We start from the raw sequence: 24,322 nt of genomic DNA on the forward strand, positions 1-24,322 counted from the left end.
GACCGTCGAGTCGCGCTCGGCCGAACCGGTGGCGCGGGCGCCGCGTCCCGCCGGGCGCCCCCGCGTACGCTTGCGCGCGTGAACGCCACCGACCGCACCCCTGCCGACCTGCTGCGATCCGCGCTCGCCGCGGACCCCGCGCGCCCCCTGGTGACCTTCTACGACGACGCCACGGGCGAACGTGTCGAATTGTCCGTCGCGACCTTCGCCAATTGGGTGGCCAAGACCGCCAACCTCCTCCAGGGCGAGTTGTCCGCCGAGCCCGGCGACCGGGTGGCGCTGCTGCTGCCCGCGCACTGGCAGACGGCGGTGTGGCTGCTCGCGTGTTCCTCGGTGGGGGTCGTCGCGGACGTCGGGGGCGATCCCGGTGCCGCTGATCTCGTCGTCGCGGGGCCCGACGCGCTCGAGGCCGGGCTCGCCTGCTCCGGCGAGCGCGTCGCCCTCTCGCTCGCGCCGCTGGGGCGCCGCTTTACGACACCGCCCGCCGGGTACGCCGACTACGCCGTCGAGGTGCCGAGCCAGGGCGACCGCTTCCAGCCGTACGCGCCGGTGGACCCGGAGGAGGCCGCGCTGATCGTCGCCGGGGCCGAACACACGGGGGCCGAGGTCGTCGAGCGGGCCCGGGCGGAGGCGGCCTCGTTGGATCTGACGGGACCCGGGTCGCGGATCCTGTCCGCGCTGCCGTACGACACCTGGGAGGGGCTGAGCGCGGGGTTGTACGCGCCGCTCGCCTCCGGGGGGTCCGTGGTGCTCTGTCGTCATCTGGAGCGACTGGGCGAGGACGCGTTGGCCAAGCGGATCGAGAGCGAGCGGGTGACTTCGACGGTTCGGTAGTCGCCGTCGCCGTCGCCGCCCGGGCCGGCCCGTCGGGGCCGGTCGCCTGTCGGGGCGGGCCCGTGGGGCCGGTCGCCTGTCGGGGCGGGCCCGTGGGACCGGTCGCCTGTCGGGGCGGGCCCGTGGGGCCGGTCGCGACCGCCGTCCCGCCGCGGATCCGTACCTGCCGGAGCTCCGCGCCCCCCGACCGATCCCGTCACCCGTTCGGCCCCTTATCTGCCGCCGTCGCCGGGCCTCCGAGCCATGGTCGTAGGAGCACCGCACGCTCGCACGCCATGAGGGGTGGACTCCGACGTGACCGACAGGACAGGGCCGGGAACGGGGGCTTCGCCCACCGGTGCCGGGCTCGCACGACGGCGACGGCGACGCTGGGTGCAGTACTCGGCGCTCGGTGTCGCCGTCGTGGTCCTCGGTGCCGTCGGCGTCGGTCTGGTCGCGTACGAGAAGCTGAGCCGGAACATCACGGCCGACGAGGAAGCCGCCGCCGAGCTCGCCCGCTACGAGAAGGAGCGGCCCACCGCGCTGGTGCGCGACGCGCAGAACATCCTGCTGATCGGGTCGGACTCGCGGTCGGGGGACGGGAACAAGAAGTACGGCCGGGACTCCGGGACCGAGCGCTCCGACACCACGATCCTGCTGCACCTGTCCGCGAACCGGAGCAGCGCCACCGCCGTCTCCCTGCCCCGCGACCTGATGGTGGACGTGCCGAGTTGCCGGCGTCCGGACGGCACCCGTAGCCGGCCCGTGTTCGCGATGTTCAACTCCGCCTTCGAGGTGGGCGGTTCGGCGTGCACGATCCGGACCGTCGAGAAGCTCACGAACATCCGTGTCGACCACCACGTGGTCGTCGACTTCCACGGGTTCAAGGACATGGTCGACGCCGTGGACGGCGTGGAGGTGTGCCTGAAGGAGCCCATCGACGACAAGGCGGCCAAGCTGAAGCTGCCCGCGGGCAAGGTCATGCTCGACGGCGAACAGGCCCTCGGCTACGTCCGCGCCCGCAAGAGCATCGGGGACGGCAGCGACACCGACCGGATGGAGCGCCAGCAGCGGTTCCTCGGCGCGCTCGTCAACAAGGTGCAGAGCAACGACGTACTGCTCAACCCGGCACGGCTCTATCCCATGCTCGACGCGGCCACTTCCTCGCTCACCACGGACCCGGATCTGGCGAGCCTGCGCGGGTTGTACGACCTGGTCCGCGGCATGCGCAATATCCCCACGGAACGTGTCCAATTCCTGACGGTGCCCCGAACGTCGTACGTCTACAACGCCAATCGCGACCAGCTCGTGAAACCCGCGGCCGACAAACTCTTCGCCCTGCTGCGCGCGGACGCTCCGGTGGCGGTCGCGAAGGACCTCCCGACGGACCCGGCAAGCGGCCACGACTCGGCATTCGACTACGAAGAGGAGTCGCGCGGCAACGGGAAGTCGACGGGAAAGCGGCCCGACGCTCCCACATCCGCGCCGACTTTTCGCGGTAACACGGCGGCTGAGGACGTCTGCGGGTAAAGCGTGCGCCAAGGCGGGAACTGCGGAGCTGAGAAGTCTTTGAGAAATAGGGCGGATTGCCCAGTTGTAGGAAGGTGGAATTTGTCACCACCGTCGCTTGACCCCGAACCGGCCGGATAGTGTGAGCGATCCGGTGCACCCGGCCACGAGGTCCGTCCTGGGGGTCGCGCACTGCTGACCGAGACCCGAGCGCTCTTTGAGGGGGAAGAGCGCCGCGTGGCCCCGACGGAGGATTCAGACAACCGTGGACGCGCAAGGCCGTGGGCGGGCGGACAACATCGACCCCGCAGACCAGTGGGTACTCAACCCGAACACCGGTGAATACGAACTGCGACTGACTCCTTCCGCTCCGCAGTCGGGAGTCCCGAGACCGCGTCGGGGCAGCCCCGCGAACGCGGGACCGGGAGCGGGGACACGCGCGCGCCGGGCGCCGGAACGGGAGAGTCCGGCGACGCCCGGCCCCGATGTGCCCGGGCCAAGGCGGCGCCGCGGCGCGCCGGCCGAGCCACCGCCGGGCCGTCGCAAGGGGCGCACGAAGCCGAAGAAGTCGAAGGCGAAGAAGATACTGTTGTGGACCGGCGGCTCGATGGCCTTCGTGCTGGTCGCCGTCTCCGCCGCGGGGTATCTCTACCTCAAGCACCTTGAGGGCAACGTCAGTACGACGGACGTCGGCAGCGCGGGCAAGAAGGGCTTCAGCAAGGATGAGGCCTTCAACATCCTGATCATCGGCACCGACAAGCGCACCGGCAAGGGCAACGAGGGCTACGGCGACAAGGGCAGCGTCGGGCACGCCGACACCAACATCCTGCTGCACGTCTCCAAGGACCGTACGAACGCGACCGCGTTGAGCATCCCGCGTGACCTGATCGTCAATGTGCCGGACTGCCCTACCAAGCAGCCGGACGGCAGCGAGAAGGTCGTCCCCGGCACGCAGAACGTCCGCTTCAACACGAGCCTCGGCCAGGACGGCCGGGACCCGGGCTGCACCATGCGCACGGTCAAGGCGGTCACCGGGATCTCGGTGGACCACTTCATGATGGCCGACTTCAACGCGGTGAAAACGCTGACCAGCGCGGTCGGTGGCGTCGACGTGTGCGTGGCGCACGCCGTCAACGACAAGGAGTCGCACCTCAAGCTGCCCGCAGGCAAGTCCAAGGTCGAGGGCGAGCAGGCTCTCGCGTTCGTACGGACCCGGCACAGCTTCGGCAACCAGGGCGACCTCGACCGCATCAAGGTGCAGCAGCAGTTCCTGGGCTCGCTGATGCGCAAGATGTCCTCCAGCGACACCCTCACCAACCCGGCCAAGCTGATCAGCCTGGCCGAGGCCGCCACCAAGGCGCTCACCGTGGACACCGGCATAGGAAACGTCAGCACCCTCAAGGACGTGGCCCTGGAGCTGAAGAAGGTGCCCACGAAGAACATCACCTTCACCACGGTGCCGGTGCTCGACAACCCCGCCGAGAAGGTCAAGGCGACCGTCGTCGTCAACCAGTCACAGGCCCCCGCGGTCTTCGACGCGATCAAGAACGACGTCTCCTTCACCGCCGTGAAGCAGAAGGAGAAGAAGGAGAAGGCCGAGGTCGCCGCCCGCCTCAAGGGCACCCGTTCCGCCGCCGCCGACATCCGCGTGGACATCTACAACGGCGGCGCCCCGGGCGGCAGCGCACAGGAGACTCTTAACTGGCTGCAGAATACTGAGGGCGTGCCCAAGTCCAGCCAGCTCGGTAACGCCGACGCACCACTGAGCAAGACGACCCTGGAGTACTCTCCCGACCAGGCCGATCAGGCGCGCAAACTGGCGGACCTCATGGGGCTGTCCGCCTCGGCGTTGAAGCCTGGCAAGAGCGAGAAGAACTCACAGGGTCTGCCCGCGATCGTGCTGACCCTGGGCAAGGACTTCAAGGGCGCAGGGGTGTCGTTGACCACTCCGACCAAGGCGCCCGAGGTCGACAAGTCCACGGCGGACAAGACAGTGTGCGCCAGTTGATGACCTAACGGGTCTGTCAGACGTCTAACAGGGCGCGGGGGCGTCCGGGCCGGACGCTAGGGGTGTCCGGCCAGACGTACGCGTCCGATCGGGCGCGGGACGGACCCGTTTGTCAGGCGCAGGGTGGGGAGGGGCAGGGAGATGGCGCGAAGCGGTGTGCGTGGGGAGGGGGCTCGACCACGTGTCCGGCAGGCCGACGATCTGGGCTGGGACGACAGCCTGTACGAAGAGAACGGCGATCCCGCCGACGGAGGCGGAGCTTCCGGCGGCAGAGGTGGCGATGCCACCGGTCAAGGCAGTGGCTCCGCCAGGAGAGACAGCGGCTCCAGCGGCACAGGCCGCGATGCGGCCGACGCCGACGGCCGAGGCGCCGGGAGCGACAGGCGCAACGGGCGTCCGGTCGACAAGGACGGCGACGACGCGTCGGCCGAACCGCGGGGGCAGGGCCGGCACGGCGGTGGCGGCGGGCGTCGGCGCGGGGGCGGCGACGGCGGGCACCCACGGCGCAGACGCCGCATACTGCGCTGGTCGGCGTCGGTCCTGGCGCTTCTGATACTTGGCACCGCGGGCGCCGGTTACCTCTACTACCAGCACCTGAACAACAACATCAAGAAGGACGACCTGAACCTCGGCGACGAGAAGGACCGGGCGGCCAAGAGCAAGGCGAACGCGGCCGGGCAGACCCCCCTGAACATCCTTCTGATCGGCTCGGACGCCCGGGACACCAAGGAGAACCAGTCCCTCGGCGGCGCCAAGGACACCTTCGGCGGTACCCCGCTCGCGGACGTCCAGATGCTGCTGCACCTCTCCGCCGACCGCAGCAACATGTCGGTGATCAGCATGCCGCGCGACACCCTGCTGAAGATGCCCAAGTGCACGGACCCGGACACCAAGAAGGTCTACCCGGCGACCGTCGGGCTGGTGATGACCAACATCTCGCTCGGGCGCGGCGGTCCGGGCTGCACGGTGGCCACCTGGGAGAAGCTCACCAAGATCCACATCGACCACTTCATGAAGATCGACTTCTCGGGTGTGGTGTCGATGGCGGACGCGATCGGCGGTGTGCCGGTCTGCGTGGACGCCAACATCTACTCCAAGGACAGTCAGGGCCACGGCTCCGGACTGAAGCTGAAGAAGGGCACGACCCCCGTCAAGGGCACGCAGGCCCTGGCGTGGCTGCGGACGCGGTACGGCTTCGAGGACAACACGGACATCGGCCGGACCAAGGCCCAGCACCAGTACATGAACTCGATGGTCCGCCAGCTGCGCGAGAACGCCACGATCAGCAACCCCGGCAAGCTGCGCAGCCTCGCGGAGACGGCCACCAAGGCACTGACCGTCGACAAGGGCCTGGGCAGCGTGCTGAAGCTCTACGACCTCGGCAACGAGCTCAAGAAGGTCGAGCCGAAGCGCATCACGATGACCACGATGCCCTGGCAGTGGGCCGTGTCGGACAGCAACCGCGTGGAGCCCAAGCCGGTCGAGGCCGAGCAGCTGTTCCGTCTCGTCCGTGAGGACATCGCGCTCGACGGCAAGGACAAGAAGAAGACGGTGACCGCGGTGAAGGCCTCCACGGACCCGGCCGCCGCCGACGACCAGATCGGTGTGACCGTGCAGAACGGCACCCGCACGGCCGCGCTGGGCCCGGTCGGCGGACGCGCGCGCACGGTGTCCCAGCTGCTCGTCGGCAAGGGCTTCACCAAGGCCGAGGCGGACTCCTCGGCGGCGACCGCCGAGGAGACGACGGTGATCCGCTACCCGAGCGCCGATCTGCAGGGCGACGCCCAGGCGGTCGCCAAGGCGCTGGGGGTCCCGCTGAGCGCGGTGAAGAAGTCGACGGACGTCTCGGGCGTCACGCTCGTGGTCGGCGCCGACTGGCGCGAGGGCACGGCGTACAAGGCGAAGGCGCAGGACAACACGACGCCGGCGTCCGCGGACGTGCTCAACGGCGCCAAGACCGACGCCTGCATGCACGTCAACAAGGACTACACCTGGTCGTAGGAAGCCGCACCTGGCCGTAGGCCGGTCGGCAGAAAGCAGTTGGGCCCCTCTCGACGTCGAGAGGGGCCCAACTGCTCATGGATGAGGCTCAGTTCGCGGGCTCCGTGGAGCCGAGGACCGCCGGGCGGCGGGAGGCGATGACCTTCTTCGCCAGCGCCTTCGGGCTGGTGAGGAAGCCGAAGCCCCACGACATGTGCATGGTCGCGAGGGCGACGGGGATCTGCAGGCGGGCCTTCAGGGGGAGCCCCTTGCCCGCGGGCAGCGAGCCCACCCCTATCGCCGCGAGATAGCCACCGGGGATCACGAAGCCCCAGGGCGTCAGCGCCGCGCCCACCACGACACCCGCCGCGATCGCGCACAGGGCGGTCGGCGGGGCGAGGTAGCGCAGGTTGATGGAGCCCTCGTGGTAGCGGGCGACGACATGGCGCCAGCGCCCGTAGTCCTTGTACTGCTTGGCGAGCGCCTTGACCGAGGGCCGGGGCCGGTACGACACCTTCAGTTCGGGCGAGAACCAGATGAGACCACCCGCCTCCCGGATCCGGAAGTTCAGCTCCCAGTCCTGGGCGCGGATGAACTCCTCGTTGTAGCCGCCCTGGCGCTCCAGCGCCTCGCGCCGGAAGACACCGAGGTACACGGTCTCGGCGGGAGCGGCCTCGCCCCCCGTGTGGAAGGCGGCGTTCCCGACCCCGATCTTCGAGGTCATCGCGGCGGCGACCGCGTGCTCCCAGTCGTTCTCGCCCTCGGCGTGCATGATGCCGCCGACGTTCTGCGCGCCGGTCTCCTCCAGGAGGCGCACGGCGGTCGCGATGTAGTTCGGGGAGAGCATGCCGTGCCCGTCGACGCGCACGACGACGGGATGCCGGGACGCCTTGATCGCCGCGTTCAGCGCGGCCGGGGTGCGCCCGGTGGGGTTCGGGACGGTGTGGACGCGCGGGTCTTCGCGTACGAGTTCGGCGGCGATCTCGTCCGTACGGTCCGAGGACGGACCGATGGCGATGACCACCTCCATCTCGCCGTCGTACTCCTGCGCCAGGATCGCTTGGACGGCCCCGCGCAGATGCCGCTCCTCGTTGAGGACGGGCATGATCACAGAAACGGCGGGGGGCCGCACGTCAGACTTCTCACTCATCGGACGTCACGTTACCGCGAATGGGGGACACGGGCGCGCGCCGCCCGGTCCACGGGCTGGGCAGCAGATCGTATGGGCCTACGGTGCTCACGGATCCCCACGTTCACCCCCGCGGAGGTGTCCCCCTTGCCCACGCCGCCCCGCTCCCCCGCACGCCCGCAGCCCCGTCCCCAGAGCCGCCCGCAGCCGCCCCGCTCCCGGCGGCCTCCGGTGCGGTCCACCGTACGGCCCCCCGTACGGAGGAAGAAGCCGCGCTGGGCCATGCGGGTGGTCACCACGATCTCGGTGGTGGTCCTCGCCTCGGCGGGCATCGGGCACGCGGTGGTCACCAGCCTGGGCGAGAACATCGCCCGGGTCGACCCCTTCAAGGACATGAAGAACCGCCCCGCAGGGGGCCACGGCATGAACGTGCTGCTGGTCGGCACCGACGGCCGCGACAAGATCACGGAGGAGGAGCGGCGGAAGTACCGTCTGGGCGGTGCCCCCTGCCACTGCACCGACACGATGATGATCGTGCACATCGCCGCCAACCGGGAGCGGGCCAGCGTCGTGAGCCTGCCGCGCGACTCGTACGCCGAGGTGCCCGCGCACACCGACCAGACCACCGGCGCCGAGCACGGCCCCCACCCGATCAAGCTCAACGCGGCGTACGCGGAGGGGGGCCCGCAGCTGACCGTGCGCACCGTCGAGAACATGACCCATGTGAAGATCGACCACTACTTGGAGGTCGATTTCACCAGCTTCATGCGGACGGTGGACGTGCTCGGCGGCGTGAGCATCTGCACCGCACAGCCCCTCAAGGACTCGTACACCGGACTCGACCTGAGCGCCGGCACGCACACGCTCAGCGGCGGGCAGGCACTCCAGTACGTACGGTCCCGGCATGTCGACGGCGCCTCCGACATCGGCCGGATGCAGCGCCAGCAGCGGTTCCTGGCGGCGCTGATCGAGCGGGCCACGTCGTCGGGGGTGCTGCTGAACCCGATGAAGTTCCGTGATGTCACCCGGGCCGTGCTCGGTTCGGTCCGCGCGGACCAGGGGTTCGGCACGGACGAGCTGCTGGACCTCGGCCGGGCGATGCGGAACTTCTCCCCTTCCTCCTCCGAGTTCACGACCGTGCCGATCGGACAGATGGCCTACATGGTCAAGGGCATCGGTTCCACACTGAAGTGGGACGACAACAAGGCCGCCGCGCTCTTCCAGTCTCTGCGTGACGACAAGCCGCTCGCTCCCCCGCACAAGGCCGCGCACGCCAAGACCGTGCGCGTCGAGGTGGCGCCGCAGCAGATCCAGGTCCAGGTGGAGAACGGGACGCCCACGGACGGCCTCGGCAAACGCATGGACGGCGCCCTGGCCGCCACCGGGTTCCGCACGACGGGCCGGCCCGTCAACGCCCAGGACCGCGGCGCCCGGCACAGCGTCATCGTCTACGACCCGCGCTGGGACCGCTCCGCGAAGTCCCTCGCCGCCGCGCTCCCGGGCAGCGAGCTGCGCGAGGTCAAAGGGCGGGGGCCGCTGCTGAAGGTGATCGCCGGGGCGGACTTCAAGGAGGTCACACGGGTCCGGGTGCAGGATCCCTACCAGGCCGAGACCCGGGTGGTGACGGGGGATCAGGTGGTGTGCACGTAGGTGACGCGCGCGTCCACGGGACACGCGCAGGGCCCCGCCGTATCGTCCGGCGGGGCCCCTCGTGGTGGTGCGGGTCAGTTGCTCGACACCGTCACCGTCTGGTCGTTCTTCAGCTCGTCCACGAGCGTCTTGACCTTGGCCTTGTCCCAGACGAGGTTCCCGCCCGTGGAGCCGGAGATCGGCATGTTCATGGACTTGCCGCTGCCGCCGGTGACGCCCTTCATCGCCCAGAACATGCTGCCGAGGTCCCACAGGCTCATGTCCTTGTCGACGGTGAGGCTGTCGAGGCCGGAGCCCATGGTCGGGTACAGCTTGAAGGGGTTCAGGACGGTTCCGGGGGTCGCGACCTGGTGGGCCAGGGCGGACAGGAACTTCTGCTGGTTCTTGGTGCGCTGGAGGTCCGAGGCCGCGAAGGCGTGGCGGGTACGGACGAAGGCGAGGGCCTGCTCACCGTTGAGGGTCTGCTTGCCCGCCTTGAAGTCGGCGCCGGAGTACTTGTCCTTGAAGCCCTGGTCGAGGGTCATCTCCACACCGCCGACCGCGTCGACGATGTTCGCGAACCCGGCGAAACCGATCTCCACGTAGTGGTCGATGTGCAGGCCGGTGTTGTACTCGATGGTGCGGACCAGCAGCGTCGGCCCGTCCTCCGCGTACGCCGCGTTGAGCTTCACCTGGCGACCCGTGCCGGGGAAGGTCTTGCCGGACGCGGATCCCTTGTACGTCGGGATCGTCACGTTCGAGTCGCGGGGGAGGGAGACCAGAGTGTCGCCGTTGCTCCCGACGTGCAGGATCATCATCGAGTCCGTGCGCTTGCCCTCGGCGGACCCGGTGTGCAGCTTCTTCTTCTCCTCGGCCGACATGCCGGCGCGGCTGTCGGAGCCGACGATCAGGTAGTTCGTGCCCTTGCCCGCGTCGGGCCGGTCGATGACCTGCGAGAGATCCACGTCACGGTGGAGCTTGGAGTCGGCCCAGAAGTAGGTGCCCACGGAGACCACGACCAACAGCGTGACCAGCGTGATCGCTATCCACTTGATCCGCCGGCGCCAGTTCGGCGCCGGGCGCGGGCCACGGCCGCCCTGACCGCCGGGACCCTGCGGATCACCGGGGCCGCCCGGCGAACCGTAGACCTGCCCGGTGTTGTAACCGGAGTCGTACCCGTTGTCGTACCCCTGGCCGTCGTCGTACGTCGGCTGCTGGGGCACCCCGCCGTACGGCGGTGCGGACGGGCGCGGACCGGGCGTTCCCGGGCCACGCTGAACCTGCCGCATGACGCGGGCGCCCTCAGGCTGAGCGCCTGCGCTGCCGCGTCCGTAACGGTCGCTGCGGTTGCTGTCGGACCACCCGTCGGGCCAATCGTTCATGCGGACCAGTGTGCAGGTCCGCACGGTGTGCCTAACAAGAGCCCGGGGAGATCTGGGTCACGCCTGTTGCAGAGCTGATGCAAAGCGACTCTCGCACGCCCCCGCATAGGGTGGACGGCATGACAGACCTGGCACCCAACCCGGAATCCGATATTCCGGGCAAGCCCACCTTCGCGTCCCGGACCACCCTCAGCCACATCATGACCCACAACGACACCAACCTTCTGGGCACGGTGCACGGCGGAGTGATCATGAAGCTCGTGGACGACGCGGCGGGTGCGGTGGCCGGGCGGCACTCCGGCGGGCCCGCCGTCACCGCCTCCATGGACGAGATGGTCTTCCTGGAGCCGGTCCGCGTCGGTGATCTCGTCCATGTGAAGGCCCAGGTGAACTGGACGGGGCGGACGTCCATGGAGGTCGGCGTGCGCGTGCTGGCCGAGCGCTGGAACGAGTCGACGCCGCCCCAGCAGGTCGGTTCGGCCTATCTCGTCTTCGCCGCGGTCGACGCCGACGGCAAACCGCGGCGCGTGCCGCCCGTGCTCCCGGAGACCGAGCGCGACGAGCGGCGCTACCAGGAGGCCCAGATCCGGCGCACCCACCGGCTGGCACGCCGTCGGGCGATCATGGAACTGCGGGAGAAGCGGGCGGCGGAGGGGCTGGACTAGCCGGGATGCGAGGGGCTGGACCAGTAGGAACGCGAGGGGCTGGACAAGTCGGGACGCGAGGGGCCGGACCAGTAGGAACGCGAGGGGCCGGACCAGTCGGGGTTCGGCGATGCTGGACGCCCGAGGGCCGGGGCGGGAAGTCACCCCGGCCGGTGGCCCTGGCCGAGGGCGGCTCCGGGGCGGATGCCAGGGTGACGTCATGACCCTCTCCCCCGCCACCCCGTCCGCTTCCGGCGGACGCCCCTTCGACGCGGTGCTCTGTGACGTCGACAACGTGATCCGCGTCTACGAACCGGCCCACCTGTACGCGCTGGAGCGCGCCGCCGGGCTGACCGAGGGCACCACCATGAAGGTGGCCTTCGCACCGGAGACGGTGCTTCCGCTGGTGCTGGGCCGGATCACACCGGACGAGTGGGCGGGGTCGATCCTGCGGGGCCTGACCGGACTGGTGGCCGACGGGACGGCGGTGGAGCTGAGCACCGCGCTCATACGCTCGCCGTTCCACGCCGACGAGACGGTGGTGGCGCTGCTGCGCCGGGCCCGTACCCACATGCCCCTGGTCCTCGTCACCAACACCTCGGTCCAGCTCGAGGAGGACCTGGAGGCCCTGGGCCTGACGGACCTCGCCGACCACGTGGTCAGCAGCGCGCGGGTGGGCATCGCCAAGCCCGACCGGCGCATCTACGACATCGCCGTCGCGCGGGCCGGCGTCCCTGCCGAGCGCTGCCTGTTCGTGGACGACACCCTGGAGAACGTGGAGGCGGCGGCCGCACTCGGTATGCGGACCGTCCACTACCGCACGCCGGAGGATCTAGGGAACGCCCTGAACGCCCTGAACGGCCTGTGAGGCCGACCGCACCGGGCGCTGTCGGAGCCGGCTGGTATCCATGTCCGCATGAACAACGATCAGGCCACCCCGGCGGGACTCGCGGCGCTGCGAGGGGCGTTCGACATGGACGACGACGGGGAGTCGGCGCTCGGCTGGGCGGCGGTGCACGCCTTCGAGGCGAAGCACGGCATCGTGCTGCCCGAGCCTTACCGGACGTTCGTCGCCGAGGTGACCGACGGGTCGTACTCCGGGCCGCCGGAGTACAGGCTGATGTCCCTGGCCGAGCTGCCCGAGGACGGGGGCGACGACGGGCAGGGGCGCGACCTGAGCCGACCGTTCCCGCTCACGGAGGCGTGGCGGTGGGAGGACGACCCGAGGCCGGCCGAGGAGATCGATCCGGTCGTCGAGCGGGTCTTCGACCACGGGTCCGTCGTGCTGGGCACCGACGGGTGCGGAATCAACTGGCATCTCGTCGTCACGGGCCCGCACCGGGGGCACATCTGGCACATCACCGGGGAGGGCGCCGTTCCCTTCGGTGCCGAGTTCGGGTTCACCACCTCCGCACCGGGGTTCGCGGGGTGGGTCGGACACTGGGCCGCGCAGAAGGAATGGTTCGACGCCGAGCAGGGGCACGCAACTGGCGCGCGAGTGGGCTGACCGCGGACAAGGACCGGGGACCAGAGCGAGGGGCACCCCGGTGGGGTGCCCCTCGAGTTCGTGGTGGGGGTGGGTTACGGAAGGTTGCGGGCCATCACGATGCGCTGGACCTGGTTCGTGCCCTCGTAGATCTGGGTGATCTTGGCGTCGCGCATCATGCGCTCGACCGGGTAGTCGCGGGTGTAGCCGTAGCCGCCGAGGAGCTGGACGGCGTCCGTGGTGACCTCCATCGCCACGTCCGAGGCGAAGCACTTGGCCGCGGCGCCCTGGAAGGTGAGGTCGCTGTCGCCGCGCTCCGACTTGGCCGCCGCCGCGTACGTCAGCTGGCGGGCGGCCTCGATCTTCATGGCCATGTCGGCGAGCATGAACTGGATGCCCTGGAAGTCGGCGATCGCCTTGCCGAACTGCTTGCGCTCCTGGACATAGCCCTTGGCGTAGTCGAGGGCGCCCTGCGCGATGCCGAGCGCCTGCGCGGCGATCGTGATGCGGGTGTGGTCCAGGGTCTTCATGGCCGTGGCGAAGCCGGTGCCCTCCTCGCCGATCATGCGGTCGGCGGGGATGCGGACGTTGTCGAGGTAGACCTCGCGCGTCGGGGAGCCCTTGATGCCGAGCTTCTTCTCGGGAGCGCCGAAGGAGACGCCCTCGTCCGACTTCTCGACGACGAAGGCCGAGATGCCCTTCGAGCGCTTGGTGGGGTCGGTGACCGCCATCACCGTGTAGTACTCGGAGACGCCCGCGTTGGTGATCCAGCGCTTCACGCCGTTGAGGACGTAGTCGTCGCCGTCGCGGACGGCCTTCGTCTTCATGCCCGCGGCGTCCGAACCCGCGTCCGGCTCCGAGAGGCAGTACGAGAACATCCCGTCGCCCTGGGCGAGCGGGGTCAGGTACTTCTGCTTCAGGGCCTCCGAACCGGAGAGGATCACCGGGAGCGAGCCCAGCTTGTTCACGGCCGGGATCAGGGAGGAGCTGGCACACACACGCGCCACCTCCTCGATCACGATCACCGTGGCGAGCGCGTCGGCACCCGCGCCGCCGTACGACTCCGGCACATGCACGGCGTGCAGGTCGGAGGAGACCAGTGCGTCCAGGGCCTCCTGCGGGAAACGGGCTTCCTCGTCCACCACGGCCGCGTACGGCGCGATCTTCGCCTCGGCCAGCGAGCGGATCGCGTCACGGAGCATGTCGTGCTCCTCGGACGGGCGGTACAGGTCGAAATCAGCCGATCCGGCCAAGGTCTCTCACGCTCCAAGGACGCTAATTACCGTTAAGTAACCCAAATTTTAGGGGTCCGCCCACGGGAGGGATACGTGAGCTTGGCGACAGGGGGAGCCTGCCCGACGAGGGGCCCGAACATGCCCCGACTATGCTCGGGCAGCGCACCGAGCCCATTCATCCCAGGAGTACCCATGGCCCTCAAGATCACCGTGATCGGCACCGGCTATCTCGGCGCCACCCACGCCGCGGCCATGGCCGAGCTCGGGTTCGAGGTGCTGGGGCTCGATGTCGTCCCCGAGAAGATCGAGATGCTGCAGCGGGGCGAGGTCCCGATGTACGAGCCGGGGCTCGAGGAGCTGCTGCGCAAGCATGTGGCGGGCATCGAGGGATCCACCGGCCGGCTGCGCTTCACCATGGACTGGGCCGAGGTGGGGGAGTTCGGCGACGTCCACTTCGTCTGCGTGAACACGCCGCAGAAGCACGGGGAGTACGCGTGCGACATGTCGTACGTCGACGCCGCCTTCGAGACGCTCGCCCCGCACCTGTTGGGCCCCGCCCTCGTCGTCGGCAAGTCCACCGTGCCGGTGGGCTCCGCGGAGCGGCTGGCGCGCACGCTCGCCGAGCTCTCCCCCGCCGGTGAGGACGCCGAACTCGCCTGGAACCCGGAGTTCCTGCGCGAGGGCTTCGCCGTCCAGGACACGCTGCACCCCGACCGTCTCGTGGTCGGCGTGCGCAGCGAGCGGGCCGAGAAGATCCTGCGCGAGGTGTACGCGACGCCCGTCTCCGAGGGCTCGCCCTTCGTCGTCACCGACTTCCCGACCGCCGAGCTGGTGAAGACCTCCGCGAACTCCTTCCTCGCGACCAAGATCTCCTTCATCAACGCCATGGCCGAGGTCTGCGAGGCCGCCGGCGGCGATGTCGCCCTGCTGGCCGAGGCCATCGGCCACGACGAGCGGATCGGGAAGAAGTTCCTGCGGGCGGGGATCGGATTCGGCGGCGGCTGTCTGCCGAAGGACATCCGCGCCTTCATGGCCCGGGCCGGTGAGCTCGGCGCGGACCAGGCGCTGACCTTCCTGCGCGAGATCGACTCCATCAACATGCGCCGTCGCGGCCAGATGGTGGAGATGGCCCGGGAGGCGCTGGGCGGCGGATCCTTCCTCGGCAAGCGGGTCGCCGTGCTCGGCGCGACCTTCAAGCCCGACTCGGACGACGTCCGGGACTCGCCCGCACTGAACGTCGCCGGGCAGATCCACCTCCAGGGCGGCCAGGTCACCGTCTACGACCCGAAGGGCATGGCGAACGCCAAGCGCCTCTTCCCGACGCTCGGGTACGCCGACTCCGCAGTCGAGGCCGTGCGCGGCGCCGACGTCGTCCTGCACCTGACCGAATGGCGGGAGTTCCGCGAGCTGGACCCGGCCGTGCTGGGCGAGGCCGCCTCGGCCCGGCTGCTCCTGGACGGCCGCAACGCGCTCGACCCCGAGGTGTGGCGCCGGGCCGGATGGACGTATCGGGCGATGGGCCGCCCGAACGCCTAGGGCCGGACAGTCCCCAGTGGCCCCAGTGGCCCTGGAGGGGGCTTCGCAGGTGACCCCGTAGCGCTTCGCAGGTGACGGCGGTCCGGCCGAGGCTCAGTCGGCCGGACCGCCGTCACCACACATTCTCCACGCTCCCGGCGACCGGTGCGGCCGGTTGTCCCACTTCGCGCGTACGGACGGGCTATTTCGCGCGGTACCGGCGCATCTTCGCGCGCGCCCCGCAGACCGACATCGAGCACCAACGGCCGCGGCCCGCCGGGGAGCGGTCGTAGTACGCCCAGTGGCAGGTCGGTGCCTCACAGGCCTTCAGCCGCAGCCAGGTGCCCTCGACGAGCGCGTCCGCGAGGACCCCCGCGACGCGCGCCGCGAGTGAGTCGCCCGCGGGGACGAGCCGTGCCGCGCCGTCGTGCTCGTCGACCGTCACGTGCAGCGGGGCCCGGGCCAGCAGCTCGCCAAGAGGGATCACCGCGCGGTGCGCCGGGTGGCCCGCGTGCGCCAGGCAGGCCGCGCGCAACGACTCGCGCAGCTCGCGGGCCGCCTCCGCCTCGCCCTCCGCGAGACCGAAGGTCGCCCGGCCCTCTGCGGTGTCCAGCGAGTCCGCGCCCGACTCGATGTCCAGGGTGTTCACCAGCGACTGGATCAGAGCCAGACCGCCGGGCGCGGGCGCACGGTCATTCATGGTTGCGACGTTACCTCTTATGCGGGAGCATGCAGTAACCGTTACCTCTTGAAGAGGTCTTGAGGTAACTCGTCGTGTCGTTGGTAAACCCCTCGGAGGAAGTCATGGCTCTCGCCAAGCTGGGTGTCGTCGTCCTGGACTGTTCCGACCCGCGCGCGCTCGCCGGGTTCTACGCGCAGGTGCTCGGCGGCAGCGTGGAGGAGGACCCCGGGGACAGCTCGTGGGTGGACCTGAAGGTGCCGGGCGGTCAGGCGCTCGCCTTCCAGCAGGCGCCCGGCTTCGTCCCGCCGCGGTGGCCCGCGCCGGACGGCTCGCAGCAGTTCCACCTGGACCTGGTGGTGGAGGATCTGGACGCGGCCGAGAAGGAGGTGCTGACGCTGGGCGCGAAGCCGCTGGACACCGAGGACCGCTCGCGCACCTGGCGGGTGTACGCCGACCCGGCGGGACACCCCTTCTGTCTCTGCGCCTGCTGAGGACGAGCGGGAAAGACGGACGCGGGCGAGGCCGAGGGGGCCTAGCCGTCCAGTTCGGCGATCCTCGCGGTCGACGGTTCCCGCCGGCACTGCGCGGCGCGGGCCATGAAGTCCGCGCTGCGCAGGACGCGCTGGACGTTGCCCCAGGTCAGCAGGGACAGTTCCGCCTCGGACCAGCCACGGCGGAGCAGCTCGGCGACCAGATGGGGATAGCGGGAGGCGTCGGCGAGGTCGCGAGGGTGGGTGGCGCCGGAGTCGTAGGTGCCGGACAGGCCGACGCACTCGGGGCCGGCCACGGCGCGGACGTGGTCGAGGTGGTCGGCGACGTCCCGGACGGTCGGGCCGGTCTGCTCGGCGGTCAGCGGCACCATGCACAGGCCGCCCGCCGCGCCCAGCTCGGCGAGCAGGTCGTCGGACAGGTTGGCCGGGTGCGGGCGCAGCGCGCGGGCGGCCGACCGGGTGCACAGCACGGGGGTCTTGGAGAGGGCGGTGGCCCGGCGGACGGTGGAGTCCGAGGCCCCGGAGAGGTCGGCGAGGACGCCGAGGCGGTTCATCTCGCGAATGACCTCCTCGCCGAACCGGGTCAGCCCCGCCTCGCTCGCCCAGGTGGTACCCGTCAGGGTGAGGAGGCGCAGGCCGAGGGTGTGCAGGATGCGCAGGATGCCCAGGGAGTCGCCGAGCGCGGGCGCCCCGGCCGGGCCCAGCACGACGGCGACCCGGCCGCAGTGGTGGGCGTCGATGATCTGCCCGGCGGTGCGCGCCGGCCGCAGGCCCTCCGGGTGGGCGTCGATCACCGAGTGGACGAGGTCCAGCTGCTCCAGCGTGGCGCCCACCGCCCGGTCCCCGGTGAGCCCCTCGGGCAGGTGCAGCGACCAGAACAGCGCGCCCACACCGCCCTCGCGCATCCGCGGCACGTCGGTGTCGACGGCCGTCTCGCCCAGCTCCAGGTCGTACCAGGGCAGATGGCGCAGGGCCCACGGCAGTCCGCTGTAGCCATCGGCGACGGGATGGCCGGCCAGCAGGCAGTGCGCCCGGGCCAGGGTCTCCTCGTCCGGAGCGTGTGCCGTTTCGACGAAGGGGTCGTCCGGCAGACCGTCGCCCCCGCCTGCCTCGGTGGTCGTAGGCATGCCGTTCTGGAGGTCGGCCATGGCGGGCTCCGTACGTCGTCGTGAGCTGCGTCGGTCGCGGGCTACGCCGTGCTGCGGCCGGCGTACGGCCACGGTCGCACGCAGCGCGCGGATCCCTCCTGGCGAGTGGGGCGTTCGGGGGTACCTCGGTCAGGCGTCTCCGGCCGCGTCGATCACCTCGTCCAGCGTCTCCCGGGAGCGGACCAGGTCGGCGATCATCCGGTCGATGCGGTCGCGTTCCGCGGTGAGATCGGCGACCAGCCGCGGGGTGGCGATCGCGGAGGGCCCGCCGTCCTGGTCGCGCATGCACGGCAGCAGCTGCCGGATCTTCGCGCTGTGCAGCCCGGCCGCGTACAGCTCCTGGATCCGTACCACCCGGTCGACGGCCGCCTCGGGGTACGCGCGGTGTCCGCCGGTCGTGCGCTCGGACGCCAGCAGCCCCTGGGTCTCGTAGTAGCGCAGCGACCGCTCGCTCACGCCCGTGCGCCGGGCGAGTTCACCGATCCGCATGCCGCCTCCGCCCTCCGGGGCTTGAATCTGACATCAGTGTTAAGTTCTAGCGTACCGTCATGACACGGACGACGGACTTCCTGGCCCCGGCCCGGCTCGGCCGGCTCGGGCTCCCCCACCACCTCGTGATGGCCCCGCTCACCCGCAACCGCGCGGAGGCGGACGGCACCCCGGGTCCCCTCATGGTCACCCACTACACCCAGCGGGCCACGGCCGGTCTGCTCATCGGTGAGGCGTCGACACCGAACGCGGTCGGCCAGACGTACCCGAACATCACCGCGATCCACACCGACCGGCACGAGGTCGGGTGGCGGCGGGTCACCGAGGCGGTGCGGGCGGCGGGCGGGCACATGTTCCTGCAGCTCCAGCACGGTGGGCGGGTCAGTCATCCGGCGACCACCGGCCTGACCCCGGTCGCGCCCTCCTCCGTGCCACTGCCGGAGACGATCTTCACTCCGCGGGGGCACCGGCCCGCCGTCGTGCCCCGGGAGATGACCCGCGGCGACATCCGCGCCACCGCCGCCGACTTCGCCGCGGCCGCCCGCCGCGCCGTCGCGGCGGGCTTCGAGGGCGTCGAGGTGCACTCGGCCAACGGGCATCTGCTGCACCAGTTCCTCGCCGGCAACACCAACCGCAGGACGGACGGGTACGGCGGCCCGGCCGGGCGACGGGTGCGGTTCACGGCGGAGGTCACCGAGGCGGTGGCCGACGCGATCGGTGCCGACCGGGTGGGCGTGCGGATCTCCCCCGGCAGCACCGTCAACGGCGTGCGGGAGGACGACACCGAAGCCCTCTACTCCGCGCTCCTGGCCCGGCTGAAGGACCTGGACCTCGCCTATCTGCACCTCGTGCACGCCGACCCGGACACGACGGTGTACCGGCGGATCCGCGCCGACTGGCCCGGCGTCCTGATCGGCAACCCGGTCCTGACCGACCTCACCACCGAGGCCGTCACCCGGGCCGCCCGGGACATGCTGGCGGCCGGCGCGGACCTGGTCGCCCTCGGCCGTCCGTTCCTGGCCAACCCGGACCTGGTGCGACGGCTGCGCCTGGGCGCCCCGCTCAACCCGGTCCGGGACCGGTACCTGATGTACGTGGGCGGGGCGGACGGCTACACCGACTACCCCGCCCTGGACGCTCAGGCCCCGTCGCCGTCGAGGGACTCGATCGTCGCGACGGACGGACCGCGGGTGGCCTGAAGACCGCGCGCCACGTCTTCCGCGGCACCCAGCACCCGTACCGCGTTCTGCCAGGTCAGCTTGGCGAGGTCGGTCTTCGACCAGCCGCGGTCCAGCAGCTCGGCGATCAGGTTCGGGTAGCCGGAGACATCGTCGAGGCCGTCCGGGGTGAACGCCGTGCCGTCGTAGTCGCCGCCGATGCCGAGGTGGTCGACACCGGCGACCTCGCGCATGTGGTCGAGGTGGTCCGCCACCGTCGACACCGTGGCGACGGGGCGCGGGTGGGACTCCTCGAAGGCGCGGTGGACCTTCATGCCGTCGGGGGTGGTGTCGAGGTGGTGGAAGCCGTTCGCGCGCATGTTCTCGTCGGCCGCGGCCGTCCAGTCGACCGCCGCCTGAAGGACGAACTTCGGTACGAACGTCACCATCGCCACTCCCCCGTTGGCGGGCAGCCGCTCCAGGACGTCGTCCGGGATGTTGCGCGGGTGGTCGCACACCGCGCGCGAGGAGGAGTGGGAGAAGATCACCGGCGCGGAGCTCGTGTCGAGCGCGTCCCGCATGGTCGTCGCCGCGACGTGCGAGAGGTCGACCAGCATGCCCTCGCGGTTCATCTCCCGCACGACCTCACGGCCGAAGGCCGACAGACCGCCCACGGTGGGCACGTCGGTCGCCGAGTCCGCCCACGCGATGTTGTCGTTGTGGGTGAGGGTCATGTAGCGCACGCCCAGCGCGTACAACCCCCGCAGCACGGCGAGGGAGTTGTCGATGGAGTGGCCGCCCTCCGCGCCCATCAGGGAGGCGATACGGCCCTGTGCGCGCGCCGCCTCCATGTCGGCGGCGGTCAGCGCGGCCCGCAGGTCGGAGGGGTGACGGTCGATCAACCGCCGTACGCAGTCGATCTGTTCGAGCGTCGCGGCGACCGCGCCCGGCAGGTCCGAGCGGACGTACACCGACCAGAACTGCGCGCCGACGCCGCCGGCGCGCAGCCGGGCCAGGTCGGTGTGCAGGTGGGCGCTCTGGTCGGCGGCGATGTCGCGGGCACCGAGGTCGTAGCGGACCTGTTCGCGCAGCGCCCAGGGGAGGTCGTTGTGGCCGTCGACGACGGGGAAGTCGGCGAGGAGGGCGCGGGCCTCGTCGAGGGATGCCGTGGACGTGGCGGACGACGTGGGGGAGGCCATGGGCGTCACTTCCCGGAGCCGAAGCCGAAGCCGCCGCCCGCGCCCTCGACCTTGGCGCGCAGCCGCTTGCCCTTCTCGGTGGCCTGGTCGTTCAGCTCCTGCTGGAACTCCCGCATGCGGGTGAGCAGTTCCTCGTCGTGCGCGGCGAGCATCCGGGCGGCCAGCAGGCCCGCGTTGCGCGCGCCGCCGACGGACACGGTCGCGACCGGGACGCCGGCCGGCATCTGCACGATCGAGAGCAGCGAGTCCATGCCGTCGAGGTACTTCAGCGGGACCGGCACGCCGATGACGGGCAGCGGGGTCACGGACGCGAGCATGCCGGGCAGATGGGCCGCCCCGCCCGCGCCCGCGATGATCGCCTTGAGCCCGCGCTCCGCGGCCTGCTCGCCGTACGTGATCATCTCGTGCGGCATGCGGTGCGCGGAGACGACATCCACCTCGTAGGGGATCTCGAACTCGTCCAGCGCCTGCGCGGCCGCTTCCATGACGGGCCAGTCGGAGTCCGACCCCATGACAATGCCTACGACGGGGCTCATTCGGTGATCGTGCCTCTCAGGTAACCGGCTGCGTGGCGGGCGCGCTCGAGGACGTCGTCCAGGTCCTCGCCGTAGGTGTTGACGTGGCCGACCTTGCGACCGGGCTTCACGTCCTTGCCGTACATGTGGATCTTCAGCTGGGGGTCGCGGGCCATGCAGTGCAGGTACGCGGAGTACATGTCCGGGTAGTCGCCGCCCAGGACGTTGACCATGACCGTCCACCTGGCGCGCGGGCGCGGGTCGCCGAGGGGGAGGTCCAGGACCGCGCGGACGTGGTTGGCGAACTGGGAGGTGATCGCGCCGTCCTGGGTCCAGTGGCCCGAGTTGTGCGGGCGCATGGCCAGCTCGTTGACCAGGATGCGGCCGTCCGTGGTCTCGAAGAGCTCGACGGCCAGGTGACCGACGACACCGAGTTCCTTGGCGATGCGCAGCGCGAGCTCCTCGGCCTGGAGGGCCAGCTCGTCCGGTATGCCGGGCGCGGGGGCGATCACCGTGTCGCAGACGCCGTTGACCTGCTGGGACTCGACCACGGGGTACGCGACCGCCTGGCCGTGCGGGGAGCGGACGACGTTCGCCGCGAGTTCCCGTACGAAGTCGACCTTCTCCTCGGCGAGGACGGGCACGCCGGCCCGGAAGGGCTCGGCCGCCTCCTCGATCGACCGGACGAACCAGACGCCCTTGCCGTCGTAGCCGCCGCGGACCGTCTTGAGGATGATCGGGAAACCGTCGCCCCCGGCCCCTTCGGCGAGGCCCTCCGCCGCGAACGCGGCCACGTCCTCGACGTCGGTCACGATCCGGTGCCGTGGGCACGGCACACCGATCGCGTCGAGCTTCGCGCGCATCACGCCCTTGTCCTGGGCGTGCACGAGCGCGTCCGGGCCGGGGCGGACGGGGATGCCGTCCGCCTCCAGGGCACGCAGATGCTCGGTGGGTACGTGTTCGTGATCGAAGGTGATCACGTCGCAGCCCCGCGCGAACTCACGCAGCGTGTCGAGGTCGCGGTAGTCGCCGATGACGACATCGCCGACGACCTGCGCCGCGGAATCCTGAGGGGTGTCACTGAGGAGCTTGAACTTGATGCCGAGCGGGATGCCCGCCTCGTGTGTCATACGAGCGAGCTGCCCCCGCCGACCATGCCGACTACCGGGAACGTCACGCTGCAAGGGTATCGGTCGCGCCATGGGGCCGGTTTCCGTGCCCGCGGTCCGGCTGTGATCCCGGCACGGCCCCGGTTTTCCCTCGCTGTGACCCGCTCTTTCCGGTCCCGTGAGGCCCTCCACAGGCACGAGGGCGGCCCGCTGGTTAGAGTGGCTGGGTTGAATTTTTCGACCGATGTCCGACCTACGGGGGCTGGCGACACCATGGGCAGTGCTTCTTCGGGGCTTCACGTACGGCCCCGCAGCGCGGTTCGCCGCCGGTTCGACCAGCTGTTCCGGGAGATCGCGAAGTTCGGGGCAGTCGGCGGAGCGGGGCTTCTCGTCAACCTGGTGACCTTCAACCTGGTGCGCAGCGCGACCGGGCTGCAGGTCGTACGGGCGAGTGTCATCGCCACGATCGTCGCAATCGTCTTCAACTACATCGGGTTCCGCTACTTCACGTACCGGGACCGTGACCGTGGTGGCCGCACCAAGGAGATGGGCCTCTTCGTGCTGTTCAGCGCGGTGGGGCTGGTCATCGAGAACGGCGTGCTGTACGTGGCGACGTACGGCTTCGGCTGGGACAGCCCGCTGCAGAGCAACATCTTCAAGTTCCTCGGCATCGGCATCGCGACGCTGTTCCGGTTCTGGTCGTACCGCACGTGGGTGTTCCGTACGGTCCCGGACGAGGCGCGTGAGGTCCTGGAGAGCGCCGAGGCGCTCCTCGACGAGGAGCCGGAGTCTCGACGGTCCCGCGCACGGGCCCGGGCGAACTGAGCCCCCCGGGGGCTGCCCGCCGGGGCTATCTGACCGTTCGTTCCTCGTCCTCGTCCACCAGGGGTGGCCTCTTCAGCGGGGTGCGGGAGAGGAACAGGCCGAACACCGGCGGCTGTGCCTGGAGCATCTCCAGACGGCCCCCGTCCGCCTCCGCGAGGTCGCGGGCGACCGCGAGGCCGATGCCCGTGGAGTTGCGACCGCTGATCGTGCGCTCGAAGATGCGGGCGCCCAGGTCGGTGGGGACACCGGGGCCCTCGTCCGTGACCTCCACGACGGCCTGGTTGCCCGTGACACGGGTGCGCAGGGCGACCGTGCCGCCCCCGTGCATGAGCGAGTTCTCGATGAGCGCGGCCAGTACCTGGGCGACCGCGCCCGGGGTGCCGACGGCCTGCAGATGCCGCTTGCCCGAGCTGACGATGGCGCGGCCCGCGCTGCGGTAGGCCGGGCGCCACTCCTCCAGCTGCTGCTTGATGACCTCGTCGAGGTCGAAGGTGACGGCGGAGCCGGTACGGGGATCGCGGGCGTTGGTGAGCAGCCGCTCCACCACGTCAGTGAGGCGCTCGACCTGGGTCAGGGCGATCGTCGCCTCCTCCTTCACGTTGTCCGGGTCATCCGTGAGGGTGATTTCCTCCAGGCGCATGGAGAGGGCCGTCAGCGGCGTACGGAGCTGGTGGGAGGCGTCCGCGGCAAGGCGGCGCTCGGCGGTGAGCATCCGTGCGATCCGCTCCGCGCTGGCGTCCAGCACGTCGGCGACACGATCCAGCTCCGGGACGCCGTAGCGCTTGTGACGCGGGCGGGGGTCGCCGGAGCCGAGCCGCTCCGCGGTCTCCGCGAGGTCGGTGAGCGGGGAGGCGAGGCGGTTGGCCTGCCGTACGGCCAGCAGGACCGCGGCGACGATCGCGAGCAGCGCGACCAAGGCGATGATCAGGAGGGTGCGGCCGACCTCGCGCGTCACGGCCGAGCGGGGCTCCTGGACGGTGACCGTCTCGCCCTCCTCGCCCTTGGCCGTGGAGTGGATGACGTCACCGCTGGGCTGGAGGCCGAGCTCGACGGGGGCCTGGCCGGGGATGCGGATCACGGCGTACCGGTCTTCCGCGATCTGGTTCTTGAGGATCTCCGCGTTGATGTGCTCGTCGCCGAGGATGCGGCTGTCGACGATGCTGGCCAGACGCAGGGCCTCGGAGTCCACGCGTTCCTGGGCGCTGTTGCTGATCGTGCGGGTCTCGACGATCACGAGGGAGACGCCGAAGACGGCGATCACGACGAGCACGACGGCGAGCGTGGACTGGATGAGACGGCGACGCACGGGGTCCTCCGGGCGGGTGGCTGTACGTGGACCAGTGTGCCTTGACGCTGCGCTCGGCCGGGGCGGGGGAC

At 70.6% G+C, this 24,322-nt stretch carries 21 protein-coding genes and 1 pseudogene; 12 read left to right on the forward strand and 10 right to left on the reverse strand.

The window, feature by feature from the left end; translation table 11 throughout:
- Window positions 1-78 precede the first annotated feature (78 nt).
- From AAFF41_RS20475 to AAFF41_RS20490, 4 genes are all read left to right on the forward strand, one after another.
- Complete coding sequence (locus AAFF41_RS20475; protein WP_343324384.1) at window positions 79-834, forward strand: TIGR03089 family protein; 756 nt, start codon at window positions 79-81, stop codon at window positions 832-834.
- A 294-nt stretch (window positions 835-1,128) separates the two neighbouring features.
- On the forward strand, window positions 1,129-2,343 hold the full coding sequence (locus AAFF41_RS20480) for an LCP family protein (RefSeq protein WP_319748885.1): 1,215 nt from the start codon (window positions 1,129-1,131) through the stop codon (window positions 2,341-2,343).
- Window positions 2,344-2,587: 244 nt separating this feature from the next.
- A complete protein-coding gene (locus tag AAFF41_RS20485) occupies window positions 2,588-4,330 on the forward strand; it encodes an LCP family protein (RefSeq protein ID WP_319748886.1) in 1,743 nt (580 codons plus the stop codon).
- Window positions 4,331-4,471: 141 nt separating this feature from the next.
- Window positions 4,472-6,331: an LCP family protein gene (locus tag AAFF41_RS20490; protein WP_319748887.1), complete on the forward strand. Its 1,860-nt coding sequence runs from the start codon at window positions 4,472-4,474 to the stop codon at window positions 6,329-6,331.
- An 88-nt stretch (window positions 6,332-6,419) separates the two neighbouring features.
- Here AAFF41_RS20490 and AAFF41_RS20495 read toward each other — a convergent pair whose 3' ends face one another.
- Complete coding sequence (locus AAFF41_RS20495) at window positions 6,420-7,460, reverse strand: glycosyltransferase family 2 protein (RefSeq protein WP_319748888.1); 1,041 nt, start codon at window positions 7,458-7,460, stop codon at window positions 6,420-6,422.
- Between the two features lie 126 nt (window positions 7,461-7,586).
- Here AAFF41_RS20495 and AAFF41_RS20500 point away from each other — a divergent pair, with 126 nt between their 5' ends.
- The gene (locus tag AAFF41_RS20500) at window positions 7,587-9,089 is read left to right on the forward strand and encodes an LCP family protein (protein ID WP_450532964.1); all 1,503 of its coding nucleotides are present in this window, start codon (window positions 7,587-7,589) and stop codon (window positions 9,087-9,089) included.
- Window positions 9,090-9,163: 74 nt separating this feature from the next.
- On the opposite strand, the gene AAFF41_RS20505 is transcribed toward AAFF41_RS20500, so the two are convergent.
- Complete coding sequence (locus tag AAFF41_RS20505; protein WP_319748890.1) at window positions 9,164-10,450, reverse strand: LCP family protein; 1,287 nt, start codon at window positions 10,448-10,450, stop codon at window positions 9,164-9,166.
- Between the two features lie 119 nt (window positions 10,451-10,569).
- Between AAFF41_RS20505 and AAFF41_RS20510 the strand changes: the two genes are divergently transcribed.
- From AAFF41_RS20510 to AAFF41_RS20520, 3 genes are all read left to right on the forward strand, one after another.
- Complete coding sequence (locus AAFF41_RS20510; RefSeq protein ID WP_054236896.1) at window positions 10,570-11,115, forward strand: acyl-CoA thioesterase; 546 nt, start codon at window positions 10,570-10,572, stop codon at window positions 11,113-11,115.
- A 199-nt stretch (window positions 11,116-11,314) separates the two neighbouring features.
- On the forward strand, window positions 11,315-11,962 hold the full coding sequence (locus tag AAFF41_RS20515; protein ID WP_343324386.1) for an HAD family hydrolase: 648 nt from the start codon (window positions 11,315-11,317) through the stop codon (window positions 11,960-11,962).
- Window positions 11,963-12,010: 48 nt separating this feature from the next.
- Window positions 12,011-12,601, forward strand: coding sequence for an SMI1/KNR4 family protein (locus AAFF41_RS20520; protein ID WP_343324387.1), 591 nt, complete (start codon window positions 12,011-12,013; stop codon window positions 12,599-12,601).
- A 74-nt stretch (window positions 12,602-12,675) separates the two neighbouring features.
- Here AAFF41_RS20520 and AAFF41_RS20525 read toward each other — a convergent pair whose 3' ends face one another.
- Window positions 12,676-13,833: an acyl-CoA dehydrogenase gene (locus AAFF41_RS20525; protein WP_319748893.1), complete on the reverse strand. Its 1,158-nt coding sequence runs from the start codon at window positions 13,831-13,833 to the stop codon at window positions 12,676-12,678.
- Window positions 13,834-14,007: 174 nt separating this feature from the next.
- Here AAFF41_RS20525 and AAFF41_RS20530 point away from each other — a divergent pair, with 174 nt between their 5' ends.
- A complete protein-coding gene (locus AAFF41_RS20530) occupies window positions 14,008-15,351 on the forward strand; it encodes a UDP-glucose dehydrogenase family protein (protein WP_319748894.1) in 1,344 nt (447 codons plus the stop codon).
- A 181-nt stretch (window positions 15,352-15,532) separates the two neighbouring features.
- On the opposite strand, the gene AAFF41_RS20535 is transcribed toward AAFF41_RS20530, so the two are convergent.
- Window positions 15,533-16,030 carry a CGNR zinc finger domain-containing protein gene (locus AAFF41_RS20535; RefSeq protein WP_319748895.1) on the reverse strand — a complete coding sequence of 166 codons (498 nt, stop codon included), beginning with the start codon at window positions 16,028-16,030 and terminating at the stop codon, window positions 15,533-15,535.
- A gap of 104 nt (window positions 16,031-16,134) precedes the next feature.
- Here AAFF41_RS20535 and AAFF41_RS20540 point away from each other — a divergent pair, with 104 nt between their 5' ends.
- Window positions 16,135-16,503, forward strand: a complete 369-nt coding sequence (locus tag AAFF41_RS20540) for a VOC family protein (protein WP_319748896.1) — start codon at window positions 16,135-16,137, stop codon at window positions 16,501-16,503.
- 41 nt (window positions 16,504-16,544) lie between these two features.
- On the opposite strand, the gene AAFF41_RS20545 is transcribed toward AAFF41_RS20540, so the two are convergent.
- Both AAFF41_RS20545 and AAFF41_RS20550 read right to left on the reverse strand, forming a co-directional pair.
- Entirely contained in the window at window positions 16,545-17,651 is a 1,107-nt protein-coding gene (locus AAFF41_RS20545; protein WP_319748897.1) for a dipeptidase, read from the reverse strand.
- 129 nt (window positions 17,652-17,780) lie between these two features.
- Window positions 17,781-18,140: a MerR family transcriptional regulator gene (locus AAFF41_RS20550; RefSeq protein ID WP_319748898.1), complete on the reverse strand. Its 360-nt coding sequence runs from the start codon at window positions 18,138-18,140 to the stop codon at window positions 17,781-17,783.
- A 59-nt stretch (window positions 18,141-18,199) separates the two neighbouring features.
- On the opposite strand from AAFF41_RS20550, the gene AAFF41_RS20555 reads away from it, so the two are divergent.
- Window positions 18,200-19,339: an alkene reductase gene (locus AAFF41_RS20555; protein ID WP_343324388.1), complete on the forward strand. Its 1,140-nt coding sequence runs from the start codon at window positions 18,200-18,202 to the stop codon at window positions 19,337-19,339.
- Here AAFF41_RS20555 and AAFF41_RS20560 read toward each other — a convergent pair.
- The 3 genes and pseudogenes from AAFF41_RS20560 to AAFF41_RS20570 all read right to left on the reverse strand — a co-directional run bounded on the left by AAFF41_RS20560 (window position 19,279) and on the right by AAFF41_RS20570 (window position 22,188).
- A complete protein-coding gene (locus AAFF41_RS20560; protein WP_343324389.1) occupies window positions 19,279-20,496 on the reverse strand; it encodes a dipeptidase in 1,218 nt (405 codons plus the stop codon). The genes AAFF41_RS20555 and AAFF41_RS20560 overlap by 61 nt on opposite strands.
- Before the next feature lie 5 nt (window positions 20,497-20,501).
- Complete coding sequence (gene purE, locus AAFF41_RS20565; RefSeq protein ID WP_075027355.1) at window positions 20,502-21,032, reverse strand: 5-(carboxyamino)imidazole ribonucleotide mutase; 531 nt, start codon at window positions 21,030-21,032, stop codon at window positions 20,502-20,504.
- Window positions 21,029-22,188: pseudogene (locus tag AAFF41_RS20570) on the reverse strand (5-(carboxyamino)imidazole ribonucleotide synthase). The gene purE and the pseudogene AAFF41_RS20570 overlap by 4 nt, the downstream one beginning before the upstream one ends.
- 205 nt (window positions 22,189-22,393) lie before the next feature.
- Between AAFF41_RS20570 and AAFF41_RS20575 the strand changes: the two are divergent.
- Window positions 22,394-22,945 carry a GtrA family protein gene (locus AAFF41_RS20575; protein ID WP_319748902.1) on the forward strand — a complete coding sequence of 184 codons (552 nt, stop codon included), beginning with the start codon at window positions 22,394-22,396 and terminating at the stop codon, window positions 22,943-22,945.
- Window positions 22,946-22,970: 25 nt separating this feature from the next.
- Here the strand turns inward: AAFF41_RS20575 and AAFF41_RS20580 are convergent, their stop codons facing one another.
- The gene (locus AAFF41_RS20580) at window positions 22,971-24,251 is read right to left on the reverse strand and encodes an ATP-binding protein (RefSeq protein ID WP_097284993.1); all 1,281 of its coding nucleotides are present in this window, start codon (window positions 24,249-24,251) and stop codon (window positions 22,971-22,973) included.
- Between the last annotated feature and the right edge of the window lie 71 nt (window positions 24,252-24,322).

The organism is Streptomyces mirabilis, assembly GCF_039503195.1.
Taxonomy (GTDB): domain Bacteria; phylum Actinomycetota; class Actinomycetes; order Streptomycetales; family Streptomycetaceae; genus Streptomyces; species Streptomyces mirabilis_D.